We start from the raw sequence: 19,967 nt of genomic DNA, 5'->3' as shown, positions 1-19,967 counted from the left end.
CCGCTCGCCGCGCACTCATCGCGCAGCCGAAGGCCAGGCCATCTTGGGCCAATGACCATGGGAGAGAAACATAAACGTGGGTACACTCAACGCCGCGCAGACAATGATCCAAGCCGCTGAAGGCGGTTTCAAGGCCCCTTCCATGGCGGAGTTCTTTCCCGCACCGTTCGCCTTCGTCGGTACGCCGTTCGAGATGAACCGCGTGATGCTCATCCGCATCCTCGCGACGATCGCCGTCGTCGTCGTCCTCGCGATCTGGGCGAAGCGGATGAAGCTCATCCCGGGCCGCTTCCAGTCGGCCATGGAGCTCGCGATGGAGTTCGTCACCGTCGGCATCGCCGAGGACACGATGGGCAAGGAGAAGGCGAAGAAGTTCATGCCGCTCATCGTGGCGATCTTCTTCGGCGTCCTCTTCTGGAACGTCACGAAGCTCATTCCGTTCCTCAACATGCCCGCCTCCGGCGTCATCGGTCTGCCGATCGTGCTCACCGCAGTCGTCTACATCACCTACCACTGGGCGGGCATCGCGCAGAAGGGCCTCGGCGGCTACCTCAAGGACGCGCTCATCCTTCCGGGCGTTCCGTGGCCGATGCACATCCTCCTCATCCCGATCGAGTTCATCACGAAGTTCGTCACGCAGCCGTTCACGCTCGCGATCCGACTCTTCGCGAACATGATGGTCGGCCACCTCCTCCTCGTCCTCTGCTTCTCCGCGACGAGCTTCTTCCTCTTCGACGCGAGCAACGGCTTCCAGTTCTTCGCGATCCTCACCTTCGCCGGCGGATTCTTCGTCTTCCTCCTTGAGATGCTGGTCGTCGTCCTCCAGGCCTACATCTTCGCCCTGCTCTCGTGCGTGTACATCAACGCCGCCATCTCGGACGACCACTGAGTCGTCCCTCTGAGTCTGTAACCCAGGTGTTACAAGGTCGGGCCAACCCCCCGACCGCCATATGAAAGGAAAAGCATCCTATGGATATGCTCGCTGAAGTCAACGGCAGTATCGCCACCGTCGGATACGGCCTCGCCGCCATCGGCCCCGGTATCGGCGTCGGCATCGTCATCGGCAAGACCATCGAGGGAACCGCTCGCCAGCCCGAGATGGCCGGCACGCTCCGCGGAAACATGTTCCTCGGTATCGCCCTGATCGAGGCGCTGGCCCTCATCGGCATCGCCACCCCGTTCTTCCTGCCCTGATCCGACAGATCCGAAGAGGACTAAACGATGACTCCGGTACAAATCGTTGCAGCGTCTGAGAATCCGCTTCTCCCCGCGCTGTATGACATCGTCTGGAGTGCCGTCTGTCTGCTGATCGTCTTCCTGGTTGTCTGGAAGTACGTCCTCCCCGCCTTCAACAAGACCCTCGACGAGCGCGCTGCGCGCATCCAGGGTGGCATTGAGAAGGCTGAGAAGGTGCAGGCCGAAGCCGATCAGGCTCTGGCCGAATATCAGAAGCAGCTCGCCGACGGTCGTGCGGAAGCCGCACGGCTGCGCGCCGAGGCTCAGGAAGAGGGCGCCCAGATCATCGCCGAGATGAAGGCCCAGGCTCACAGCGAGGCTGACCGCATCATCGCGCAGGCACAGACGCAGATCGATGCCGAACGCCAGTCGGCCATGGTGCAGCTGCGCTCCGAGGTGGGTACGCTCGCCACGGATCTCGCATCGCGCATCGTCGGCGAATCGCTCACCGATGACCAGCGCTCCGCTGGCGTCGTCGATCGCTTCATCGCCGATCTCGAAACGCAGTCGTCCGGCCAGCCGGTCAAGGGGGCGTGATGCTCCAGTCGAGCAGAGTCTCCCTGCAGGCCGTTCTCGAAGCGGCGAACGCTGAGATCTCGGGCGGCAACGCACGCGAGATCGGGCAGTCGCTGCTCGGCGTCGTCGGCGTCCTCGCCGACAACCTCGGCCTGCGCAAGGCACTCGCGGACTCCTCGGAGCCCGCGGAGAAGAAGCAGGGTCTGCTGCAGGCCGTGTTCGGCGCTCAGATCCCCGAGGCGGCGCTGCGCATCGCCTCGGTGGCCGTGTCTCAGCGCTGGGCGCGCACGCAGGACTTCGTCACCAGCCTCGAGGTCGCCGGCGTCACGGCGATCGCCGCGGCTGCGCAGGAGGTCGGCCAGCTCGGTCAGGTCGAAGAGGAGCTCTTCCGCTTCGCCCGACTCCTCGAGTCCGACCATGAGCTCGCCCGCGCACTCGACTCCGATGCCGGTGCCGACGCGAAGCGCGCCCTCGTGGCCGATCTGCTCGCAGGTCGGGCCGAGCCCGACACGGTCACCCTCGTCGACCACGCTGCGGTGCACCCTCGCGGACTTCGCGTGGCGATCGCGCTCGACCACTTCAGCGACATCCTCGCCGCTCGCCAGCAGCGTTCCGTCGCCGAGGTCACCGTGGCCGCGCCGCTGAGCCAGCAGCAGACCGAGCGTCTCGCCGCTGCTCTGGCGAAGAACTACGGTCGCGAACTCGTCCTCAACGTCCAGGTCGATCCCGAGGTCATCGGGGGCGTCCGGGTGCAGGTGGGCGACGAGGTGATGAATTCGACCATTGCGGATCGCCTCGCAGAGGTCCAGCGCAAACTCGCAAGCTGATTCGCCAGCCGGCAGATCCGGCGGCACAGGCGGCCCCCCGGTCGCCGGACACACGTTCTGAGTAAAGGAAGCAGGGAAACCACAATGGCGGAACTGACAATTCGCCCGGAGGAGATCCGGGACGCTCTGGGGAAGTTCGTTGAGTCGTACAACCCCGAGAGCTCGGAGAAGACCGAGGTCGGCAAGGTCGTCACCGCTGGTGACGGCATCGCCCACGTCTCGGGTCTGCCGGGCACCATGGCCAACGAGCTCCTCCGGTTCGAAGACGGCACTCTGGGTCTGGCCCAGAACCTCGACGAGCGCGAGATCGGCGTCGTCGTCCTCGGCGACTTCGCAGGCATCGCCGAGGAGCAGGACGTCTACCGCACCGGTGAGGTCCTCTCGATCCCCGTCGGCGACGGCTACCTCGGCCGCGTCGTCGACCCGCTCGGTCGTCCGCTCGACGGCCTCGGTGAGGTCGAGACCGAAGGACGTCGTGAGCTCGAGCTCCAGGCGCCGGGCGTCATGGACCGCCAGGAAGTCCGCCAGCCGCTCCAGACCGGATACAAGGCCGTCGACGCCATGATCCCGATCGGCCGCGGTCAGCGTCAGCTCATCATCGGCGACCGCAAGACCGGTAAGACCGCTCTGGCGATCGACACGATCATCAACCAGCGTGACGCCTGGGCCACCGGCGACCCCTCGCAGCAGGTCCGCTGCATCTACGTCGCCGTCGGCCAGAAGGGCTCGACCGTCGCCAACGTCCGCCGCGCTCTCGAAGAGAACGGCGCGCTCGAGTACACGACGATCGTCTCCGCTCCGGCGTCCGACCCGGCCGGCTTCAAGTACCTCGCCCCCTACTCCGGTTCGGCCATAGGCCAGCACTGGATGTACAACGGCAAGCACGTCCTCATCGTCTTCGACGACCTCTCGAAGCAGGCCGAGGCCTACCGCGCCGTCTCCCTCCTGCTCCGCCGCCCGCCGGGCCGCGAAGCCTACCCGGGTGACGTCTTCTACCTTCACTCGCGCCTCCTCGAGCGCTGTGCGAAGCTCTCCGACGCCCTTGGTGCCGGATCGATGACCGGTCTGCCGATCATCGAGACCAAGGCCAACGACGTCGGCGCGTTCATCCCGACCAACGTCATCTCGATCACCGACGGACAGATCTTCCTCCAGTCGGATCTGTTCAACTCCGGTCAGCGTCCCGCTGTCGACGTCGGCGTCTCGGTCTCCCGAGTCGGCGGTGCCGCGCAGACCAAGGCGCTCAAGAGCGTCTCCGGTACGCTCAAGCTCTCGCTCGCGCAGTACCGTTCGCTCGAGGCGTTCGCGATGTTCGCCTCCGACCTCGACGATGCGACCAAGCGCGACCTCGCCCGCGGCGCTCGGCTCATGGAGCTGCTCAAGCAGCCCCAGTACTCGCCGATGCCGTTCGAGAAGCAGACCGTGTCGATCTTCGCCGGCACCAACGGCTACCTCGACGATATCGCCGTCGACGACGTCCTGCGCTGGGAGGCCGAACTGCTCGACACCCTCGAACGCAAGACCGAGATCCTCACGGTCATCCGCGAGACCAAGAAGCTCGAGGACGACGTCCGCGAGCAGCTCGAGAAGGCGCTCAAGGAGTTCAACGAGAACTGGGTCGCCGACGAGAACCAGGGTTCGCGCGCGGGCACCGAGGACTCGTCCGTGGCCTCGTCCGATGAGGTCGAGCAGGAGCAGATCGTTCGGCAGAAGCGTTGAGGCGCGTCTGTAACGGCGAAAGGAAGAACTGATGGGAGCCCAGCAGAGGGTCTTCAAACAGAAGATCCGCTCGACTCAGTCCTTGAGGAAGATCTTCAAGGCCATGGAGCTCATCGCCGCGTCCCGGATCCAGAAGGCGATCGCGCGTTCGCAGGCGGCCAGCCCGTATGCCAACGCGCTGACCCGCGCCGTCTCGGCTGTCGCCAGCGAGTCCGACGTCGATCATGTGCTCACGACGGAACCGGACCATGTCACCCGCGCGGCGGTGCTCGTCATCGGTCCGGACCGGGGCTTCGCCGGAGCCTATTCCGCCAACCTCATCCGTGAGGCCGAAGAGCTCGTGCGGCTGTTGGGCCAGGAGGGCAAAGAGGTCGCACTCTTCACGGTCGGCGGCAAGGCTGAGAGCTACTACACGTTCCGTGATCGTCCGATCGTCGAGGCCTGGACCGGGTTCTCCGAGAACCCGACCGCCGAAGACGCCCGGAGGATCGGCGAAGCGCTGCTCAAGGCGTTCGAGGCGGATGCCGACAACGGCGGAGTGCAGGAGATCTACATGGTCTTCACGCGGTTCGTCTCCTCGGTCAAGCACGACCCGGAGTACCGGCGTCTGCTGCCCCTCGAGGTCGTCGACGCCGACGAGGCGACCACCTCGGCGACTGCGTCGGGATCCTCAGGTGCGGGCAGCATGCCGCTCTACGAGTTCGAGCCGAGCGCGGAGGCCGTCCTCGACGCCCTCCTGCCGCGGTACATCGACTCGCGGATCCTCTCGGCGCTGCTCTCGGCCTCGGCCTCGGAGCAGGCATCGCGTCAGGCGGCGATGAAGACGGCGACGGACAACGCCGACGACCTCATCAAGACCTACACCCGGCTGGCCAACACGGCCCGTCAGGCGGAAATCACCCAGGAACTCACCGAGATCGTCGGTGGGGCCGACGCCCTTGCGGCATCGGCAGCCGGCGACTGACCGGTACGAGCAGAGAAGAAAGAGACCATGACTGCCACAGTTACGGATAACTCCCCGGCACAGGGCACAGCCCTCGGTCGCATTTCCCGGGTCATCGGCCCGGTCGTCGACGTCGAGTTCCCGCTCGATTCCGTGCCGGAGATCTACAACGCCCTGACCACGACCGTGGAACTCGCCGAGGGAACGCGCAAGCTCACCTTCGAGACCAGCCTCCACCTCGGCAACGGCATCGTCCGCGCCGTCTCCCTGCAGCCGACCGATGGACTCGTCCGCGGCCAGGAGGTCACCGACACCGGTTCGCCGATCACGGTGCCCGTCGGCGACGTCACCAAGGGGCACGTGTGGAACACGACCGGCGACTGCCTCAACCTCGCCGAGGGTGAGACGCTCGACATCAAGGCGCGCTGGCCGATCCACCGTCCGGCTCCGGCCTTCGACGAACTCGAGTCGAAGCAGGAGGTCCTCGAGACCGGCATCAAGAGCATCGACCTGCTCACCCCGTACGTCCAGGGTGGGAAGATCGGCCTCTTCGGCGGCGCGGGTGTGGGCAAGACCGTCCTCATCCAGGAGATGATCTACCGCATCGCGCACAATCACTCGGGCACCTCGGTGTTCGCCGGTGTCGGTGAGCGCACCCGTGAGGGCAACGACCTCATCTTCGAGATGGACGAAGCCGGCGTCTTCGGTGACACCGCTCTCGTCTTCGGTCAGATGGACGAGCCGCCGGGCACGCGTCTGCGCGTCGCGCTGGCCGGGCTGACGATGGCGGAGTACTTCCGCGATGTCGAGAACCAGGATGTCCTCCTGTTCATCGACAACATCTTCCGCTTCACCCAGGCCGGCTCCGAGGTCTCGACCCTGCTGGGTCGCATGCCCTCGGCCGTGGGCTACCAGCCCAACCTCGCCGACGAGATGGGTGTGCTCCAGGAGCGCATCACCTCGACGCGCGGTCACTCGATCACCTCGATGCAGGCGATCTACGTCCCGGCCGACGACTACACCGACCCGGCTCCGGCGACGACCTTCGCCCACCTCGATGCGACGACCGAGCTCAACCGCGACATCGCCTCGCGCGGTCTCTACCCCGCGATCGACCCGCTGACCTCGTCCTCGCGCATCCTCGACCCGCTCGTCGTGGGTGAGGAGCACTACCGCGTGGCCAACGAGGTCAAGGCGATCCTGCAGAAGAACAAGGAGCTGCAGGACATCATCGCCATCCTCGGCGTCGACGAGCTCTCGGAAGAGGACAAGCTCGTCGTCCACCGTGCGCGTCGCATCGAGCAGTTCCTGTCGCAGAACACGTACACCGCTGAGAAGTTCACCGGTGTTCCGGGTTCGACCGTTCCCGTCGCCGACACCGTCGCGGGCTTCGCGAAGATCGTCTCCGGCGAGGTCGACTACATCCCGGAGCAGTGCTTCTTCAACGTCGGCGGCATGGACGATGTCATGCGCAACTACGAAGAAATGCAGAAGAAGTAAGCCATGGCTGTCCTCGATGTCAACGTCGTCGCAGCCGACCAGGAGGTGTGGGTCGGCGAGGCCAAGCGCGTCGTCGCCCGCACCCTGGAAGGCGAGATCGGCATCCTGCCTGGTCACGAACCCGTTCTCGGTGTCGTGGCCGATGGTGAGGCGAGGATTCTCACGACCTCGGATCAGACGATCCGGGTCCAGGCCGATGGGGGCTTTCTCTCGGTCGAGAACAATCGCGTCATCATCGCGGCTGATCAGGCCGAACTTCTCTGAACAGTCAATTACACTTGGCAAACGTGAACCCTTCTGTCCTGCTGATCGTTCTGCTCTCGTTGGTGGGACTGGCGCTTGCCCTCATCGTCGTCGTGACGATCAGGCGCAGGTCGATCTCCAAGCTGTCAGGTGCGTTCGACTGCTCCATCAACGTGGGCGAGGAATCCAGTTCCCGCCCACGTTGGCGTTTGGGCGTCGCGGTGTTCGCCGTGTCCTCCCTGGACTGGTATCCCGTGTTCGCCCTCAACCGGCGCGCGGCCGTGAGACTGCCGCGCGCCGATCTCGACATCCTCGTCCGACGCAAACCGACGTCGGGGGAGCAGTACTCCGTCCTTCCCGATGCCGTCGTCGTCGACTGCTCCTACGGGAAGGCGAACGGGAGACCGCGCTCGGTCTCCCTGGCGATGGACACCGAGTCCCTGTCGACGATGGCCTCGTGGCTCGAGTCCTCGCCGCCCGGCTTCAATCCGACGATGGGACGGTTCACCTGATGGAAGTCCTCCGCCTGACCGGTCCGACGCAGCTGCGCGGCACCGTCGACGTCAGGGGCGCGAAGAACAGCGTCCTCAAGCTCATGGCGGCGAGCCTGCTCGCTGTGGGACGCACGACGATCACCAACGTTCCCGCGATCCTCGACGTGAGGATCATGGTCGAACTCCTCAGCCGCCTCGGCTGCACCGTCGACTACGATGCCGACGCCGGCACCGTGAGCATCGACGTCCCCGCCGCGGTGGGGATCCAGGCCGACTACGAACTCGTCCGCGCGATGCGGGCCTCGATCTCCGTCCTCGGCCCGCTGACCGCGCGGATGCGCGCCGCCCACGTCGCCCTGCCCGGCGGCGATGCGATCGGCTCGCGCGGTCTCGACATGCACCAGGCCGGGCTCGAGGCGCTCGGCGCCCAGGTCCGCCTCGACCACGGCTACTTCGTCGCCGAGGCCCCGACGGGGCTGACCGGCACGGACATCGCGCTCGACTTCCCGTCGGTGGGTGCCACCGAGAACCTCGTCATGGCGGCAACCCTGGCGCAGGGGACGACGACGATCGCCAACGCCGCGAAGGAACCGGAGATCGTCGACATCTGCCTCATGCTCGTCCAGATGGGTGCCCGGATCGAGGGCATCGGGACGGCGGAGCTCACCATCACCGGTGTCGACGAACTGCGTCCCGTCGACCACCGCACGGTCGGGGACCGGATCGTCGCCGGAACCTACGCCTTCGCCGCCGCGCTGAGCGCCGGCGACGTCGTCGTGCGGGGTGTCGGACTCGAGATCATGCCCAATGTCGCCATCAAACTCCGCGATGCCGGCGCGACGGTCGACGACCTCGGCGAGGTCGAACTCGGCGACGGGACGCTCGGGCGCGCGTTCCGCGTCGTCGGGCCGCAGCGTCCGCACGCGATCAGGGTCGCGACGATGCCGTTCCCCGGCTTCCCGACCGACCTCCAACCCTTCGTCATCGCGCTCAACTCCGTCTCCGACGGCGTCGGCCTGCTCTCGGAGAACCTCTTCGAGGCCCGGTGGCGTTTCGTCCAGGAGGTCGCCCGCCTCGGTGCGAAGGTCCGGATCGACGGCAACCACGCCCTGGTCACGGGGGTCGAGGAGCTCTCCGGCGCCGAGGTGGAGGCCTCGGACATCCGCGCCGGTGCCGGGCTCGTCCTCGCCGGGCTCAGGGCCTCCGGCGTCACCGAGGTCTCCGGCGTCGACCACATCGACCGCGGCTACGAGGGCTTCGTCGACAAGCTCCGGGCGCTCGGCGCCGACGTCGAGCGCGTCACCCGCGCCGACGGTCTCAGCTTCGACTGAGCGGGGTCACCCGGGGCAGCGACTCACGTGGCGGCGACTGACGTGGCGGCGACTGAGCGCCCGCGAACGGGCCGCCTGTCACAGCTTCGACTGAGCGCCCACTCGCTCGGTCGCCCGTCGTTCAAGCCCTTCAGCACTTTTCGACACTCCCAGCACTTCCGCACGCTCACTCCAGGCTCAGCGCGGATCGCCGGTGTTGCACGACTGGCTATCCGCGCTGCGCCTGGACCGACACCACCCGGGCGCTCACTCCAGGCTGAGCGCGGATCGCCGGTGTTGCACGACTGGCTATCCGCGCTGCGCCTGGACCGACACCACCGGCGTACTCGTGCCGGTTGACTGTCCACAGGTGCGTTCGATGCTCAGTGGTTATCCACAGGGCGTTTTGAGCCTCTTGCGGTCCGGATGCCTTCTCGTCCATCCTCGATTGCATGTTTGCGTGCTTGGAGACTTCGGATCTGGTGGCGGCAGGCTGGAACAGCCATCAGATCAGATCTGCCGTCGATTGCTGCCTGCGGCGACTCCGGCGGGGACGATACGTTGTCACGCGTGCGTGCGACAATCCGTCGCACGCCTTCGTCGCAGCGATCGCGGAGGCGGAGGAGACCGCGTTGCCCCATGAGACCGCGGGGATGCTCAAGCGCGGAGAGGATCTGAGGATTCTCGTCCGGTCATTCGTCCCCGATCTGCCGCACGACGCAGTGTTCTCCCATCGCAGTGCACTGCTCGTCCACGGCCTGCCCGTGCCGTATGTCGATAAGGGTGAGGTGTACGTCGAGGTCGCGAGCCCGCGCAGCTCGGTCCGCCAGAGGGATCTCGTGGTCCGTCGACGGGCCCTGCAGCCCGACACCATGGAAATCGTCGAAGGGATTCCGGTGACGACGGTGGTGCAGACGCTCCTCGATGTCGCCAGGGATTGTCCGTTGGCGTTCGCCGTGGCTGTTGCGGATGCCGCGGTGCACTTGGGGCGGGTGACTCTCGAGGAGTTCCGAGCGCACCAGGCGGCGCATCCTGTGCGGACCCGCCAGTCGCGGATCACAGCGGTGCTGGAGAACATCGACGGACGGCGTGAAACGGTGGCGGAGTCGATCTGCGCCGTTCGATTCGTCGAGTATTCGATACCGGGGTTCGAGCCGCAACTCGTCGTCTGCGACGCCGATGGTCGCTTCCTCGCTCGGTCCGACTTCGGCAACGAGGCGGTCAAGGTCATTGCCGAGTTCGATGGCGCCGGCAAGTACTACATCGATGACGGTGATCCGCACCGAGCCTTCGAACGCGAACGGAAGCGGGAATACGCTCTGCGGAACAAGGGGTGGATGGTCTTCCGCATTCGATGGGCCGATCTCTTCAGCGCAGACCTCTTCCTCAGGATCAAAGAGGCGGTGCGGATCCGCGAGACGGAGATCGCCGCTCGAGACCGACTCGCAGGCCCGATGCAAGGCGCGCAGTGAGGGCGATCCAGTCGTCAGTCAAGGGGCAGCGCGGATAGCAGGCGATGCTCGGCCGGCTATCCGCGCTGCGCCTTGACCGAGCGATGGCGCGGGCCGGGAGAGGAGACGCGTGTTCAGAAGAGGCGGGTCTCCGGATCGTCCATCCCGCGCAGCGCATCGTAGTCGAGGACGACGCAGCGGATGCCGCGGTCCTCAGCTAGAGTGCGTGCCTGCGGTTTGATCTCCTGCGCGGCGAAGACGCCGGTGACGGGGGAGAGGAGCGGATCTCGGTTCATCAGTTCGAGGTAGCGGGTGAGCTGTTCGACGCCGTCGATGTCGCCCCGCCGTTTGATCTCAACGGCCACCGACTTCTGGGTCGCATCGCGGGCGAGGATGTCGACCGGACCGATCGCCGTCATGAATTCGCGGCGGACGAGGCTGTATCCCGTGCCGAGAGTATGGATGTGTTCGGCGAGGAGTTCCTGGAGATGCGCTTCGACTCCGTCCTTGACGAGACCGGGATCGACGCCGAGGTCGTGGCTCGTGTCCGAGAGCACCTCAGTGATCGAGATGACGAGTCGGTCGCCGGTCTTCGTCTGCGAGACCGTCCAGATCTCGCTCAGACCTGCTTCGGCCTGCTCGTCGGTCGGCTCGGCCACCTGGACGGCGCACGGGGGGGTCATCCAGTTGAGCGGCTTGTACGACCCGCCGTCGGAGTGGATGAGGATCGACCCGTCGGACTTGAGCATGATGAGACGGGTGGCCAGGGGCAGATGCGCGGTCAGACGACCGGCATAATCGACAGAGCATTCAGCTATCACGAGACGCACGCGTCCCAGACTACGTGAGAGAATCGCCCCATGCCACGTTCGAACTCCTCGCGTCGCAGGAACAAATGGAGCGCACCCGCGCGCGACCTCACCGAGTCCGTGGGCGGTCTGCGGGTGAGCCGCGACCTGCCCGACGGAACCTGGTCGATCCAGCGTGTGGCCGCCAACTCCAGCGGCAAGGTCTACGTGTGCCCGGGCTGCGGACAGCAGGTCTCTGCGGCCACCGCGCACATCGTCGCCTGGCGTCAGGAGGCCTCCCACGGCGTCGACATCGGCGTCGACTCTCGTCGGCACTGGCACTCGAGGTGCTTCGAGCGGTTCCGCTGACACGCAACTCCGCTGACACGGAACTCCGCTGACACAGAACTCGGCTGACACGGAACGGGGCCCGCTCTGGTGAGCGGACCCCGTTCTCTTCAGTCGGTGAGGGCCTCATCAGCGGAGCGCGTCCGGCGGTACAGCAAGTCGTGCGCGGCCGAATGCGCTCAGCGCCTGAGCATCGTCAGCGCAGTGAGTTACGCGACCGTGCGGCCTTGGAGTTGGCCGGACGGTTTCCACCCTGACCGGAGCCGCCGGACTTCGGCGAACCCGAGACCTGCGCATCGATCGCGATCGTCTCGGCGTCGGTCGCGCCGTTGGGCAGATCCTCGGAGACAGTCTCGGACGCCTCGGTCTCCACCGAATCCTCCGCGTTCTCCGACTGCTCTGCAGCGGCATCCGCCGACTTCGCACCGGAGTTCTGGGAACCTGTGCCCTGCGCCGTCTGGGCGTCCGCCTCGGCGGCTCCCGTCTTCGAGGCACCGGACTTCCCGCCGTCGGCAGCCGACTTCTCGGCCGCCTCCTCGGCGGAATCGGCGGCGATGAGGTCGGCGAGAGCCTCCCCATCGGCGATCTGCTCGGTCGCGTGCGTGGCCGCTTCCGCCTTCGCGGGATCGACGGCGTCGCCGCCCATCACACCGGGCATCGCGAAGAGCGAACGGAGCTGGTCGAGCTGAGCTGTGATCGTCTTGCGCTGCTTGGTGAGCAGGTCGACCTGGGACTGCGCGGACTGGACGTTGCGCTTGGCTTCGGCGGCCGATTCCTCGATCGTCGCCTCGGCGGTGGCCCGAGCCTCGGAGATGAGCGTCTGTGCGCGGGCCTTGCCGTCGGCGATGATCTCATCGGCCTTCGTCACGGCCTCGGCGCGGGTCGTCTCGGCGCGCTCCGCGGCGGCCTTGGCATCCGCGTCGGCCTTCGCCGCGCGCGCCTGCGCCTCGTCGATGAGCTTCCGGTTCTCCGCCTGGGCGGCGTCGTAGCGCTTCTTGCGCTCGGCTTCTGCCTCCTGACGCTTCGTGGCGAGTTCGACGTCGAGGTCGTTCGCGGACTTCTTCGAGGCCTCGTCGCGGGACTTCGCGGCCGCGAGCAGTTCGTCGGCCTGAGCCTGGGCTGCGGCGATCGTCTCATCGGCCTGGGTCTTCGCCTCGGCGCGGAGGTCGGTCGCCTCCTTCTCGGCGGCGGCGCGCAGCTCCGCGAGTTCGTGCTCGAGGCTTTCGCGGGCCTCCTTCGACGCGGCGTCGTTGGCCTCCTTCGACTGCGCCGCCTCGCGTTCGGCGGTGGCCTTGAGCTCGGCCGCGCGCTTCTCTGCGGACTTCACGGCCTCCTCGGCGCGCAGCTCGGCGGAGCTGATGATCGCGTCGGCCTCGGACCGGGCGTTGTTGAGGGTGTCATTGCTCTCGGTGTGCATGCGCGCACGAGCAGACGCCGCCTCGGCGCGGGCCTTGTTCCGGATCGTCTCCGCATCCGAGTTCGCCTGGGCGAGGGTCTCCCGGGCCTGGGACTCGGCGATCTTGAGGAGGTGGTCGATGCGGCTTCCGGGGGGACCGGCCGCCTCGGCGTTCTCATTGGCGGCCTTCTTCAGCTGAGCCTTCGCCTCGGACAGCTCGCCGGCGATCTGGAGCTTCGCGCGATCGGCGTTGATGACCTGACTGCGCGCATCCGACAGCGCCTTCCGCACGGATTCGATCTCCGTGCGCAGCTGCTGCAGTCGGGAATCGACTTCGCTCTTCTCGTACCCGCGCATCGCTGTGCGGAATTCTTCGGTGGGCGTCACTGAAGCTGACTCCTGTCATGTCAAGGGGATCTGGTCATGCCTGCGCGGTCCCTACTCTATCGGACTCAAGATGAGTGTTGGGTCCGAATCCCCCTGCGGGCGACCGCCTCGGCGACCCCGGTGACGGAGGCCGCATCGGCCTCGACTACCCTGTACTCAACAGCTCTCCGCTGCACGCGTCCCGCTGTTCGCGGAGCCACAGTCCTTCGAGGAGGAAACATGACTGAAGCAGTGATCGTCTCCGGTGCCCGCACCCCGTTCGGGCGGCTCCAGGGAGCGCTCGGAACGCAGACGGCGGTGAACCTCGGTGCCGCAGCGATCAAGGGAGCCCTCGAGAAGGCGGGCATCTCCGGAGACCAGGTCGACTACGTCATCATGGGCCAGGTGCTCCAGGCCGGCCTCGGTCAGGGTCCGGCCCGACAGGCCGCCGCCGAGGCGGGGATCCCCATGAGCGTTCCCGCGATCACGATCAACAAGCTCTGCCTCTCCGGCATCAACGCGATCACCCAGGCCGCACAGCTCGTGCGCGCCGGCGAGTACGACGTCGTCGTCGCCGGCGGGCAGGAGTCGATGACGCTTGCCCCGCACCTGCTCGAGAAGTCCCGCGCCGGATACAAGTACGGTGACGTCGTCGCCAAGGACCACATGGACTACGACGGTCTCTGGGACGCCTTCACCGACCAGGCCATGGGCGGACTGACCGAAGAGGCCAACAAGGGCGAGTCCGAGTTCTCCCGTGAGGAGCAGGACGCCTTCGCCGCGCAGTCGCATCATCGGGCTGCCGCCGGCTGGGAGAAGGGCGCGTTCGAGGACGAGGTCGTGCCCGTGACTATCCGCACCCGCAAGGGCGACGTCACCGTCGACACCGACGAGGGCGTGCGCCCGGACACGACGGTCGAATCGATGGCGAAGCTGCGCCCGGCCTTCCGCAAGGACGGGGCGATTACCGCGGGCAACGCCTCGCAGATCTCCGACGGCGCGGCCGCTGTCGTCGTCATGTCTCGGGAGAAGGCTGAGGAGCTCGGTGCGCCGATCCTCGCTGAGATCCGCGCCCACGGCTGGACGGCAGGACCCGACTCGACCCTCCAGCACCAGCCCTCGCAGGCGATCCGCAAGGCCGCCGAGTCCGAAGGCGTGGCCGCTGACTCCTTCGACCTCTACGAGATCAACGAAGCGTTCGCCGCCGTCGGCCTCGCGAGCACGAAGGACCTCGGCATCGATCCGGAGAAGGTCAACGTCAACGGGGGAGCGATCGCCCTCGGGCATCCGATCGGGGCCTCCGGCGCCCGCATCGTCCTCACCCTTGCCCTCGAACTCCAGCGCCGAGGCGGCGGCACGGGTGTCGCTGCCCTCTGCGGTGGCGGCGGCCAGGGTGATTCGCTCATCATCACCGTTCCCGAACAGGGCTGAGTCCAGGGGAGGAGGAACCGCCATGCTGCTCGCATTCTCTGTCGCCCCCAGCGGCGGCGAAGGCCCCGACGGCTCGGTCCATGAGGCCGTGGCCGCGGCTGTCGAAGTCGTTCGCGAATCCGGGCTGCCGAACCGCACGACGAGCATGTTCACCGAGATCGAAGGGAACTGGGACGAGGTCTTCGATGTCGTCCGTCGTGCCACCGAGGCGGTCGCGCCGTTCGGGTCCCGGATCTCGCTCGTCATCAAGGCCGATATCCGTCCCGGGCACGAGGGAGAGATCGAGGGAAAGGTCGACCGCCTCGAGCAGGCGATCGACGCGCGGCGGAGAAACGACGCCTGACGCAGAAAAAGCAGTGACGCAGATCTCAGATGGGTCTATCCTCGTCTCAAGGACGAAGGAGGATGACCCATGAAGAATGGATCCGCGTATTTCACCACTGCCACTGCTCTGACCATGATCGCCCTGCTCGGGTTCATGATCGCAGGATTCTTCCCCGTCGCGGCCGAGGTCGCGTTCGGCGTCGAAGCCGCCGCGGTCATCCTCGCGCTCACGGGCGTCGTCATCCTCGCGATCATCACGGTCCGCAAGGCGCTTGAGAAGGCCGGCAGCACCCACTGACCCCGGTCGTCTCCGACGGCCCCGCTCCGACCCCGGCCACATGGCCGGACTGGTCGGTGCGGGGCTGCTTTCGTCTGCCCGCTGCCCATCGGTTACGATGTGTGGGCCTCCGTAGCTCAGTCGGATAGAGCAACCGCCTTCTAAGCGGTAGGTCGCGGGTTCGAGCCCCGCCGGGGGCGCAGTGCGCAGGCAATTGAACCCCGTCACGGCGTGCCTGGTGGTGCTCAGCTGTGAAAACGTGGAAAGTGGATGCGTGATGACAGACAGCGGAAATGCCGTGACGCCACCGGTGGGCGGAGCACTGAGCGATATCGCGAAGAAGATCTCCGAGACCCGGTTCACCCTGCAGACCGACGACGCGGCAGACGGCCGCCGACTGCTTGGATCCCTGAGCTCGGAGATGGGCGATTTCATCCTCCCGCGGATCAACCGCGCGCCGGCTCCTTTCCTCATCGCCGTCGGCGGTTCGACGGGGGCGGGGAAGTCGACACTGGTCAACTCGCTCATCGGCCGCACCGTCAGCCCCGCAGGCGTGCGTCGTCCCACGACCGCCAACCCGATCGTCATCCACAACCCGGCCGATGCGAAGCACTTCGAGACCGCGACGTTCCTCGGCGATCTGCCCCGCAGCTCCGACCCGGAGACGACGTCCCCGGCGCTCGTGCTCATCCCCGACGCCGACATCGCGCCGGGCACCGCCGTCCTCGACTGCCCCGACATCGACTCGATCGCCGAGTCCAACCGCGACCTCGCCCGCCGCATCCTCATGTGCGCCGACCTCTGGCTCTTCGTCACCACCGCCAACCGCTACGCCGACGCGGCTCCCTGGGCGCTCCTGCGCGAAGCCGCCGCCCGCAGCACCTCGGTCGCGCTCGTCCTCGACCGCGTTCCCCCCGAGGCGAACCGCGAAGTCCGGCACCACCTCTCCCACCTCCTCTCCGAGGCGGGGCTCGCGCAGTCACCGATCTTCTCTGTCGCCGAACTCCCGCTCGAGGACGGCCGGCTTCCGCACGCCGCTGTCTATCCGATCCAGTCGTGGATCCGCGAGGTCAGTGCCGAGTCCGAGTCCCGCGGGCGAATCCGTCGCCGCACGCTGTCCGGTGCGATCGCCTCCCTGCCCGGCCGGGTCGATGCCCTCGCCGAGGCGGCCCAATCCCAGGAGGACGCCCACGCCCACCTCGAGCGGATCGTCGATGAGCGCTTCCGCTCCGCCCACGAATCGCTGGCGACCGTCGTCACCGACGGCCGGATCCTCCACGGCGCCGTCAACGCCCGCTGGCAGGACTTCGTCGGCACGGGTCAGCTCTTCCGCGGACTCGAGCCCACGATGGCGCGGATGCGCGACCGCATCTCCGCGGCGGTGACCGGCAAGCACGACGCCGCCGCCCCGCTCCACATCGCAATCCTCCGGAGTGCGGCGATCACGCTGCGCGAGGCCGCCGTCGACGTCGTCGACGTCGTCGCCGACGACTGGCGGCGCACACCGGCAGGCGAGGCCCTCGTCACCTCCGAGCCGGCGCTGCGCGAACCCACCAGCGAACTCGAGGATCGAGTGAAAGCCGCGGTGAGCGGGTGGTCGAACGATGTCAACGCCCTCGTCCGGGACATCGGCCAAGGGAAGAAGTCGAAGGCTCGTATCCTCTCGTTCGGCGTCAGCGGGGTCTGCGCCGTCCTCGAGTACGCGACCTTCTGGGACCCGGCGCACACCTCGTCGAACGACAGTGCCTCACGGTCGGGCGCCGGAGTGGCACTGAGCCTGGCCGGAACGATCTTCGGCGAACAGGAGGCCGTCGACATCATCGGCTCGATCCGCGACCGCTTCCTCACCGCGGCCGCCGGCATCATCGGCGACTGCCGCACCCCATTCGACCAAGCACTACGACTGACAGCGGTTCCCACCAGGCAGTCCGGAGCCCTCCGCACTGCCGGTGCCCGCCTCGAGGAGGCACTGTGAACGATTCGGCCCAGTCCGAGATCCGCCGGCTCGCCGACGGTATCCGCCACGCGCTGGCGCTCGAGGACGACAGGATCAGCCCCGACGTGCGGGCCGATGCCTCCAGCCTGCTCGAGAGGGCCGACGACCGACTCGACCTCGGCGAGGACTTCACCGTCGTCGCCTTCGCCGGGTCGACCGGCTCGGGCAAGTCGTCGTTGTTCAACGCCGTGGCAGGCCTCGACATCGCCCGCGTCGGCGTGCGCAGGCCCACGACCTCGCGCCCGACGGCATGCGTCTGGGGCGAGGGCGGACAGGACATCCTCAATTGGCTGCGGGTCCCCGAGCGGAGTCGGACATGGCGCGAATCGGCGCTCGACGGCGACGACCAGCGCCGTCTCCACGGACTCATCCTCCTCGACCTGCCCGACCACGACTCCACGGCCGTCGAGCACCGGGTCGAGTCCGACCGCCTCGTCGGCCTCGTCGACGTCGTCTTCTGGGTCGTCGACCCGCAGAAGTACGCTGACTTCTCCCTCCACTCCGAGTACCTGACCAAGCTCGCCGAGAACAGTTCGAACATGGTCGTCGTCCTCAACCAGGTCGACAAGCTCAGCGTCGAGGAGCAGAAGGCCGCAGCCGCCCATCTGCGCCAGCTGCTCAACGAGGACGGACTCACCGACACCGAGGTGCGCCTGTCCTCTGCCGTGACCCGGGAGGGCATCCCGGAGATCCGGTCGATCCTCGCCGACACCCTCGACTCCAAGCAGGCAGCCGCCGAACGCCTCCTCTCCGACATGCAGGCGATGGCGCGGCGCATCCGCGCCGAACTCGGCGAGCCAGTGGCCACCCCCGACGAACTTCCGGGAGCATCGCACCTCGTCGAGACGATGTCGGAGGCTGCCGGTGTCGAGGCCGTCGCACAGACAGTCCACGACGACTACATCCGACGCGCCTACCGGCGCACCGGATACCCGCTGTTCGCGTGGATGCAACGCAACGCCCCCGACCCGCTCGGCGCGAAGCACGGTCTGACCCGCGACGAACTCATCCGCGCCTCCGTCCCGGCGACGAGCAAGACGCAGAGCTCGCAGGTCCGCCTCATGGCCCACGACCTCATCACCGAATCCGTCTCGACGCTGCCTCGGCCATGGCAGACCGCGGCCGCGGAAGCGGAACGGGCAAGCACGAACCAGCTCGCCGACACCCTCGACTCGGCCGTCACGGCTGTGGATATCGAGCGGCGGACGCCGGGGTGGTGGGCGGTTGCCAACGCCCTGCAGATCATCTTCTTCCTCGCCACGATCATCGGCGCCCTCGGCCTCATTGTCGTCGCCGCGATCGCCGTCGCGACTCCAGGGGCGATCCCGTGGTGGGCGTGGGCGGCCTCGATCGGGGTCCTCGTCCTCGGCATCCTCGGCTCGATCATCACCTCGGTCGTCGCCAAGTCAGCCCGGAACAGAGGGGCAGACGAGGCTGCGGCCGCCGTCGACGCCGACCTGCGCTCGGCGGTCGCGCACGCGGCGCAGAGTTCGTACCTGCAGCCGGTCAATGCGGTCATCGCCACCCATCGCGATGCGTATCAGCGACTCGCCTGACTCATCCTCACAGGCACGCTCACTCGTGTGCTCAGGCCCTGTGGACGCATAACCGTCGTCCACAGGGCCTTTTCGCATGCTCGACAGCTCAGCGTCGGCCGCGCTGTGCTGGAGGGACCCCTGGCGGGAGCGACCAGACAGTTCCCGCCGACCCAGAGCAGAGCGAGGAATGAGCAATGTCGAACATCCCGATCACCGTCTGCGGCACCGTCGCGACGGCCCCACAGGCCCGGACCCTGCCGACCGGACGCCCATGTGCGTCCTTCCGGCTCGCCGTCAACCACTGGCGGGTGGACAAGCAGACCGGTGAGTTCGTCAGCGACACGACCTCGTGGTTCGGCGTCGACTGCTACGGGTGGCTGGCGAGCAACGTGGGCTCCTCGGTCACCCTGGGTATGAGCGTCGTCGTCCAAGGTCACCTGCGCATCCGCGAATGGGAGTCCCAGGAGCGTTCGGGAATCGCTCCGACGATCATCGCCGATCATCTCGGTCCGGACCTCCGCTTCGGAACCGCGAACTACGTCAAGGCCCAGGGAACGGCGTCGGGGAGGCAGTCGGCCCCGGCGCAGGAGGCGGAGGGCTCAGGATCAGGGTGGGACGCACTCCCGCGCGAGAACACAGGGGCTGCCGGCCGCACAGATTCCTTCGAACGCAGCACTGCCGGGAGTACCGACGGAGCGCGCACCGAGACCTCCCGTTACGGCACCGCGTCGTCCGGCTACAGCAACGAAACCTCCGGTTACGGTGCCGAGTCGTCCGAATATGCTGCCGGTGGGTCCGCCGACGATGCCGAGGCAGGGGACAGAGTCGATGCCACGCGGGCAGGCACGTACCCGACGTGGCAGAGCGGCGCACCCGCGGGCGGTGATGACGAATCCGCTGACGGCCATGAGCCGGTGGCAGACGACAGCGACGACTCAGCCGCTCTCGATGACGACGACTCGACCCCGAGCGAGCGCGACGACATCGCCGGTGCGACCGCCGCCGCTGCGGCACCGTTCTGAGCCCCTTGGGGCCGGACTTGACCGGCGCTCCGCCGGGACGCGCACGACAGGACAGTCGCCGGGACGCGGCGAGAGCAGCCGGCCCGTCTCCGGGACGCCGACGACAGGACAGCCGCCGGGACAGACGCCGGGACAGTCGACAGGAAGGACAGTCGCCGGGAGGCAGCGGGTCCGGGCGTCGGTGACGGGAGGGGAGGCGCGATCCGCTAGAGTGGAGGAGTTCGTGTTCGTCCTCACCGAGG

General features: G+C 67.3%; 20 protein-coding genes and 1 tRNA gene. 19 read left to right on the top strand and 2 right to left on the bottom strand.

The annotated features are described in order from the left end of the window. Nucleotides 1–142 precede the first annotated feature (142 nt). The 11 genes from atpB (at nt 143) to BC102111_RS06690 (ending at nt 10,260) form a co-directional block, all read left to right on the top strand. A complete protein-coding gene (atpB, locus tag BC102111_RS06740) occupies nt 143–889 on the top strand; it encodes a F0F1 ATP synthase subunit A (protein ID WP_009375306.1) in 747 nt (248 codons plus the stop codon). An 80-nt stretch (nt 890–969) separates the two neighbouring features. Then, the gene (atpE, locus tag BC102111_RS06735) at nt 970–1,194 is read left to right on the top strand and encodes a F0F1 ATP synthase subunit C (protein WP_009375307.1); all 225 of its coding nucleotides are present in this window, start codon (nt 970–972) and stop codon (nt 1,192–1,194) included. A gap of 27 nt (nt 1,195–1,221) precedes the next feature. Then, entirely contained in the window at nt 1,222–1,773 is a 552-nt protein-coding gene (locus tag BC102111_RS06730) for a F0F1 ATP synthase subunit B (protein WP_009375315.1), read from the top strand. Further along, nucleotides 1,773–2,579, top strand: coding sequence for a F0F1 ATP synthase subunit delta (locus tag BC102111_RS06725; RefSeq protein WP_101623900.1), 807 nt, complete (start codon nt 1,773–1,775; stop codon nt 2,577–2,579). The genes BC102111_RS06730 and BC102111_RS06725 overlap by 1 nt, the downstream gene beginning before the upstream one ends. An 84-nt stretch (nt 2,580–2,663) precedes the next feature. After that, entirely contained in the window at nt 2,664–4,298 is a 1,635-nt protein-coding gene (atpA, locus tag BC102111_RS06720; protein ID WP_009375319.1) for a F0F1 ATP synthase subunit alpha, read from the top strand. Nucleotides 4,299–4,329: 31 nt separating this feature from the next. Then, nucleotides 4,330–5,262, top strand: coding sequence for a F0F1 ATP synthase subunit gamma (locus BC102111_RS06715; RefSeq protein WP_009375321.1), 933 nt, complete (start codon nt 4,330–4,332; stop codon nt 5,260–5,262). Nucleotides 5,263–5,289: 27 nt separating this feature from the next. Beyond that, nucleotides 5,290–6,741: a F0F1 ATP synthase subunit beta gene (gene atpD, locus BC102111_RS06710; protein WP_101623871.1), complete on the top strand. Its 1,452-nt coding sequence runs from the start codon at nt 5,290–5,292 to the stop codon at nt 6,739–6,741. 3 nt (nt 6,742–6,744) lie between these two features. Then, nucleotides 6,745–7,005 carry a F0F1 ATP synthase subunit epsilon gene (locus tag BC102111_RS06705; protein ID WP_009375325.1) on the top strand — a complete coding sequence of 87 codons (261 nt, stop codon included), beginning with the start codon at nt 6,745–6,747 and terminating at the stop codon, nt 7,003–7,005. Between the two features lie 23 nt (nt 7,006–7,028). Beyond that, nucleotides 7,029–7,496 carry a DUF2550 domain-containing protein gene (locus BC102111_RS06700; RefSeq protein WP_040340974.1) on the top strand — a complete coding sequence of 156 codons (468 nt, stop codon included), beginning with the start codon at nt 7,029–7,031 and terminating at the stop codon, nt 7,494–7,496. Beyond that, the gene (gene murA, locus BC102111_RS06695) at nt 7,496–8,809 is read left to right on the top strand and encodes a UDP-N-acetylglucosamine 1-carboxyvinyltransferase (RefSeq protein ID WP_101623870.1); all 1,314 of its coding nucleotides are present in this window, start codon (nt 7,496–7,498) and stop codon (nt 8,807–8,809) included. The genes BC102111_RS06700 and murA overlap by 1 nt, the downstream gene beginning before the upstream one ends. Before the next feature lie 767 nt (nt 8,810–9,576). Further along, nucleotides 9,577–10,260 carry a putative endonuclease domain-containing protein gene (locus BC102111_RS06690; RefSeq protein WP_144658371.1) on the top strand — a complete coding sequence of 228 codons (684 nt, stop codon included), beginning with the start codon at nt 9,577–9,579 and terminating at the stop codon, nt 10,258–10,260. Nucleotides 10,261–10,373: 113 nt separating this feature from the next. Here BC102111_RS06690 and nucS read toward each other — a convergent pair whose 3' ends face one another. After that, nucleotides 10,374–11,069, bottom strand: a complete 696-nt coding sequence (nucS, locus tag BC102111_RS06685; RefSeq protein WP_009375331.1) for an endonuclease NucS — start codon at nt 11,067–11,069, stop codon at nt 10,374–10,376. Nucleotides 11,070–11,099: 30 nt separating this feature from the next. Here nucS and BC102111_RS06680 point away from each other — a divergent pair, with 30 nt between their 5' ends. Further along, on the top strand, nt 11,100–11,396 hold the full coding sequence (locus BC102111_RS06680) for an Rv1322 family protein (RefSeq protein WP_009375332.1): 297 nt from the start codon (nt 11,100–11,102) through the stop codon (nt 11,394–11,396). Between the two features lie 175 nt (nt 11,397–11,571). On the opposite strand, the gene BC102111_RS06675 is transcribed toward BC102111_RS06680, so the two are convergent. Beyond that, a complete protein-coding gene (locus BC102111_RS06675) occupies nt 11,572–13,158 on the bottom strand; it encodes a coiled-coil domain-containing protein (RefSeq protein ID WP_009375334.1) in 1,587 nt (528 codons plus the stop codon). Between the two features lie 219 nt (nt 13,159–13,377). Between BC102111_RS06675 and BC102111_RS06670 the strand changes: the two genes are divergently transcribed. From BC102111_RS06670 to BC102111_RS06640, 7 genes are all read left to right on the top strand, one after another. Beyond that, nucleotides 13,378–14,568 (top strand): acetyl-CoA C-acetyltransferase, encoded by a 1,191-nt coding sequence (locus tag BC102111_RS06670; RefSeq protein WP_101623869.1) that lies wholly within the window; start codon nt 13,378–13,380, stop codon nt 14,566–14,568. A gap of 22 nt (nt 14,569–14,590) precedes the next feature. Then, nucleotides 14,591–14,911 (top strand): thiamine-binding protein, encoded by a 321-nt coding sequence (locus BC102111_RS06665; protein WP_101623868.1) that lies wholly within the window; start codon nt 14,591–14,593, stop codon nt 14,909–14,911. A gap of 69 nt (nt 14,912–14,980) precedes the next feature. Beyond that, nucleotides 14,981–15,190, top strand: a complete 210-nt coding sequence (locus BC102111_RS06660) for a hypothetical protein (RefSeq protein ID WP_009375340.1) — start codon at nt 14,981–14,983, stop codon at nt 15,188–15,190. Between the two features lie 105 nt (nt 15,191–15,295). Next, nucleotides 15,296–15,369 (top strand) — tRNA-Arg (locus BC102111_RS06655). Nucleotides 15,370–15,446: 77 nt separating this feature from the next. Then, nucleotides 15,447–17,144: a dynamin family protein gene (locus tag BC102111_RS06650; RefSeq protein WP_227007047.1), complete on the top strand. Its 1,698-nt coding sequence runs from the start codon at nt 15,447–15,449 to the stop codon at nt 17,142–17,144. Next, complete coding sequence (locus tag BC102111_RS06645; protein ID WP_101623866.1) at nt 17,141–18,721, top strand: GTPase; 1,581 nt, start codon at nt 17,141–17,143, stop codon at nt 18,719–18,721. The genes BC102111_RS06650 and BC102111_RS06645 overlap by 4 nt, the downstream gene beginning before the upstream one ends. Before the next feature lie 176 nt (nt 18,722–18,897). Next, nucleotides 18,898–19,725 (top strand): single-stranded DNA-binding protein, encoded by an 828-nt coding sequence (locus BC102111_RS06640; RefSeq protein WP_101623865.1) that lies wholly within the window; start codon nt 18,898–18,900, stop codon nt 19,723–19,725. Nucleotides 19,726–19,967: the final 242 nt, after the last annotated feature.

Origin of the sequence: Brevibacterium casei CIP 102111, assembly GCF_900169275.1 — a bacterium.
In the GTDB taxonomy this organism is placed as follows: Bacteria; Actinomycetota; Actinomycetes; order Actinomycetales; family Brevibacteriaceae; genus Brevibacterium; species Brevibacterium casei.
Note: the sequence above shows the minus strand (reverse complement) of the source record. Positions and strands in the feature narration are given on the sequence as shown.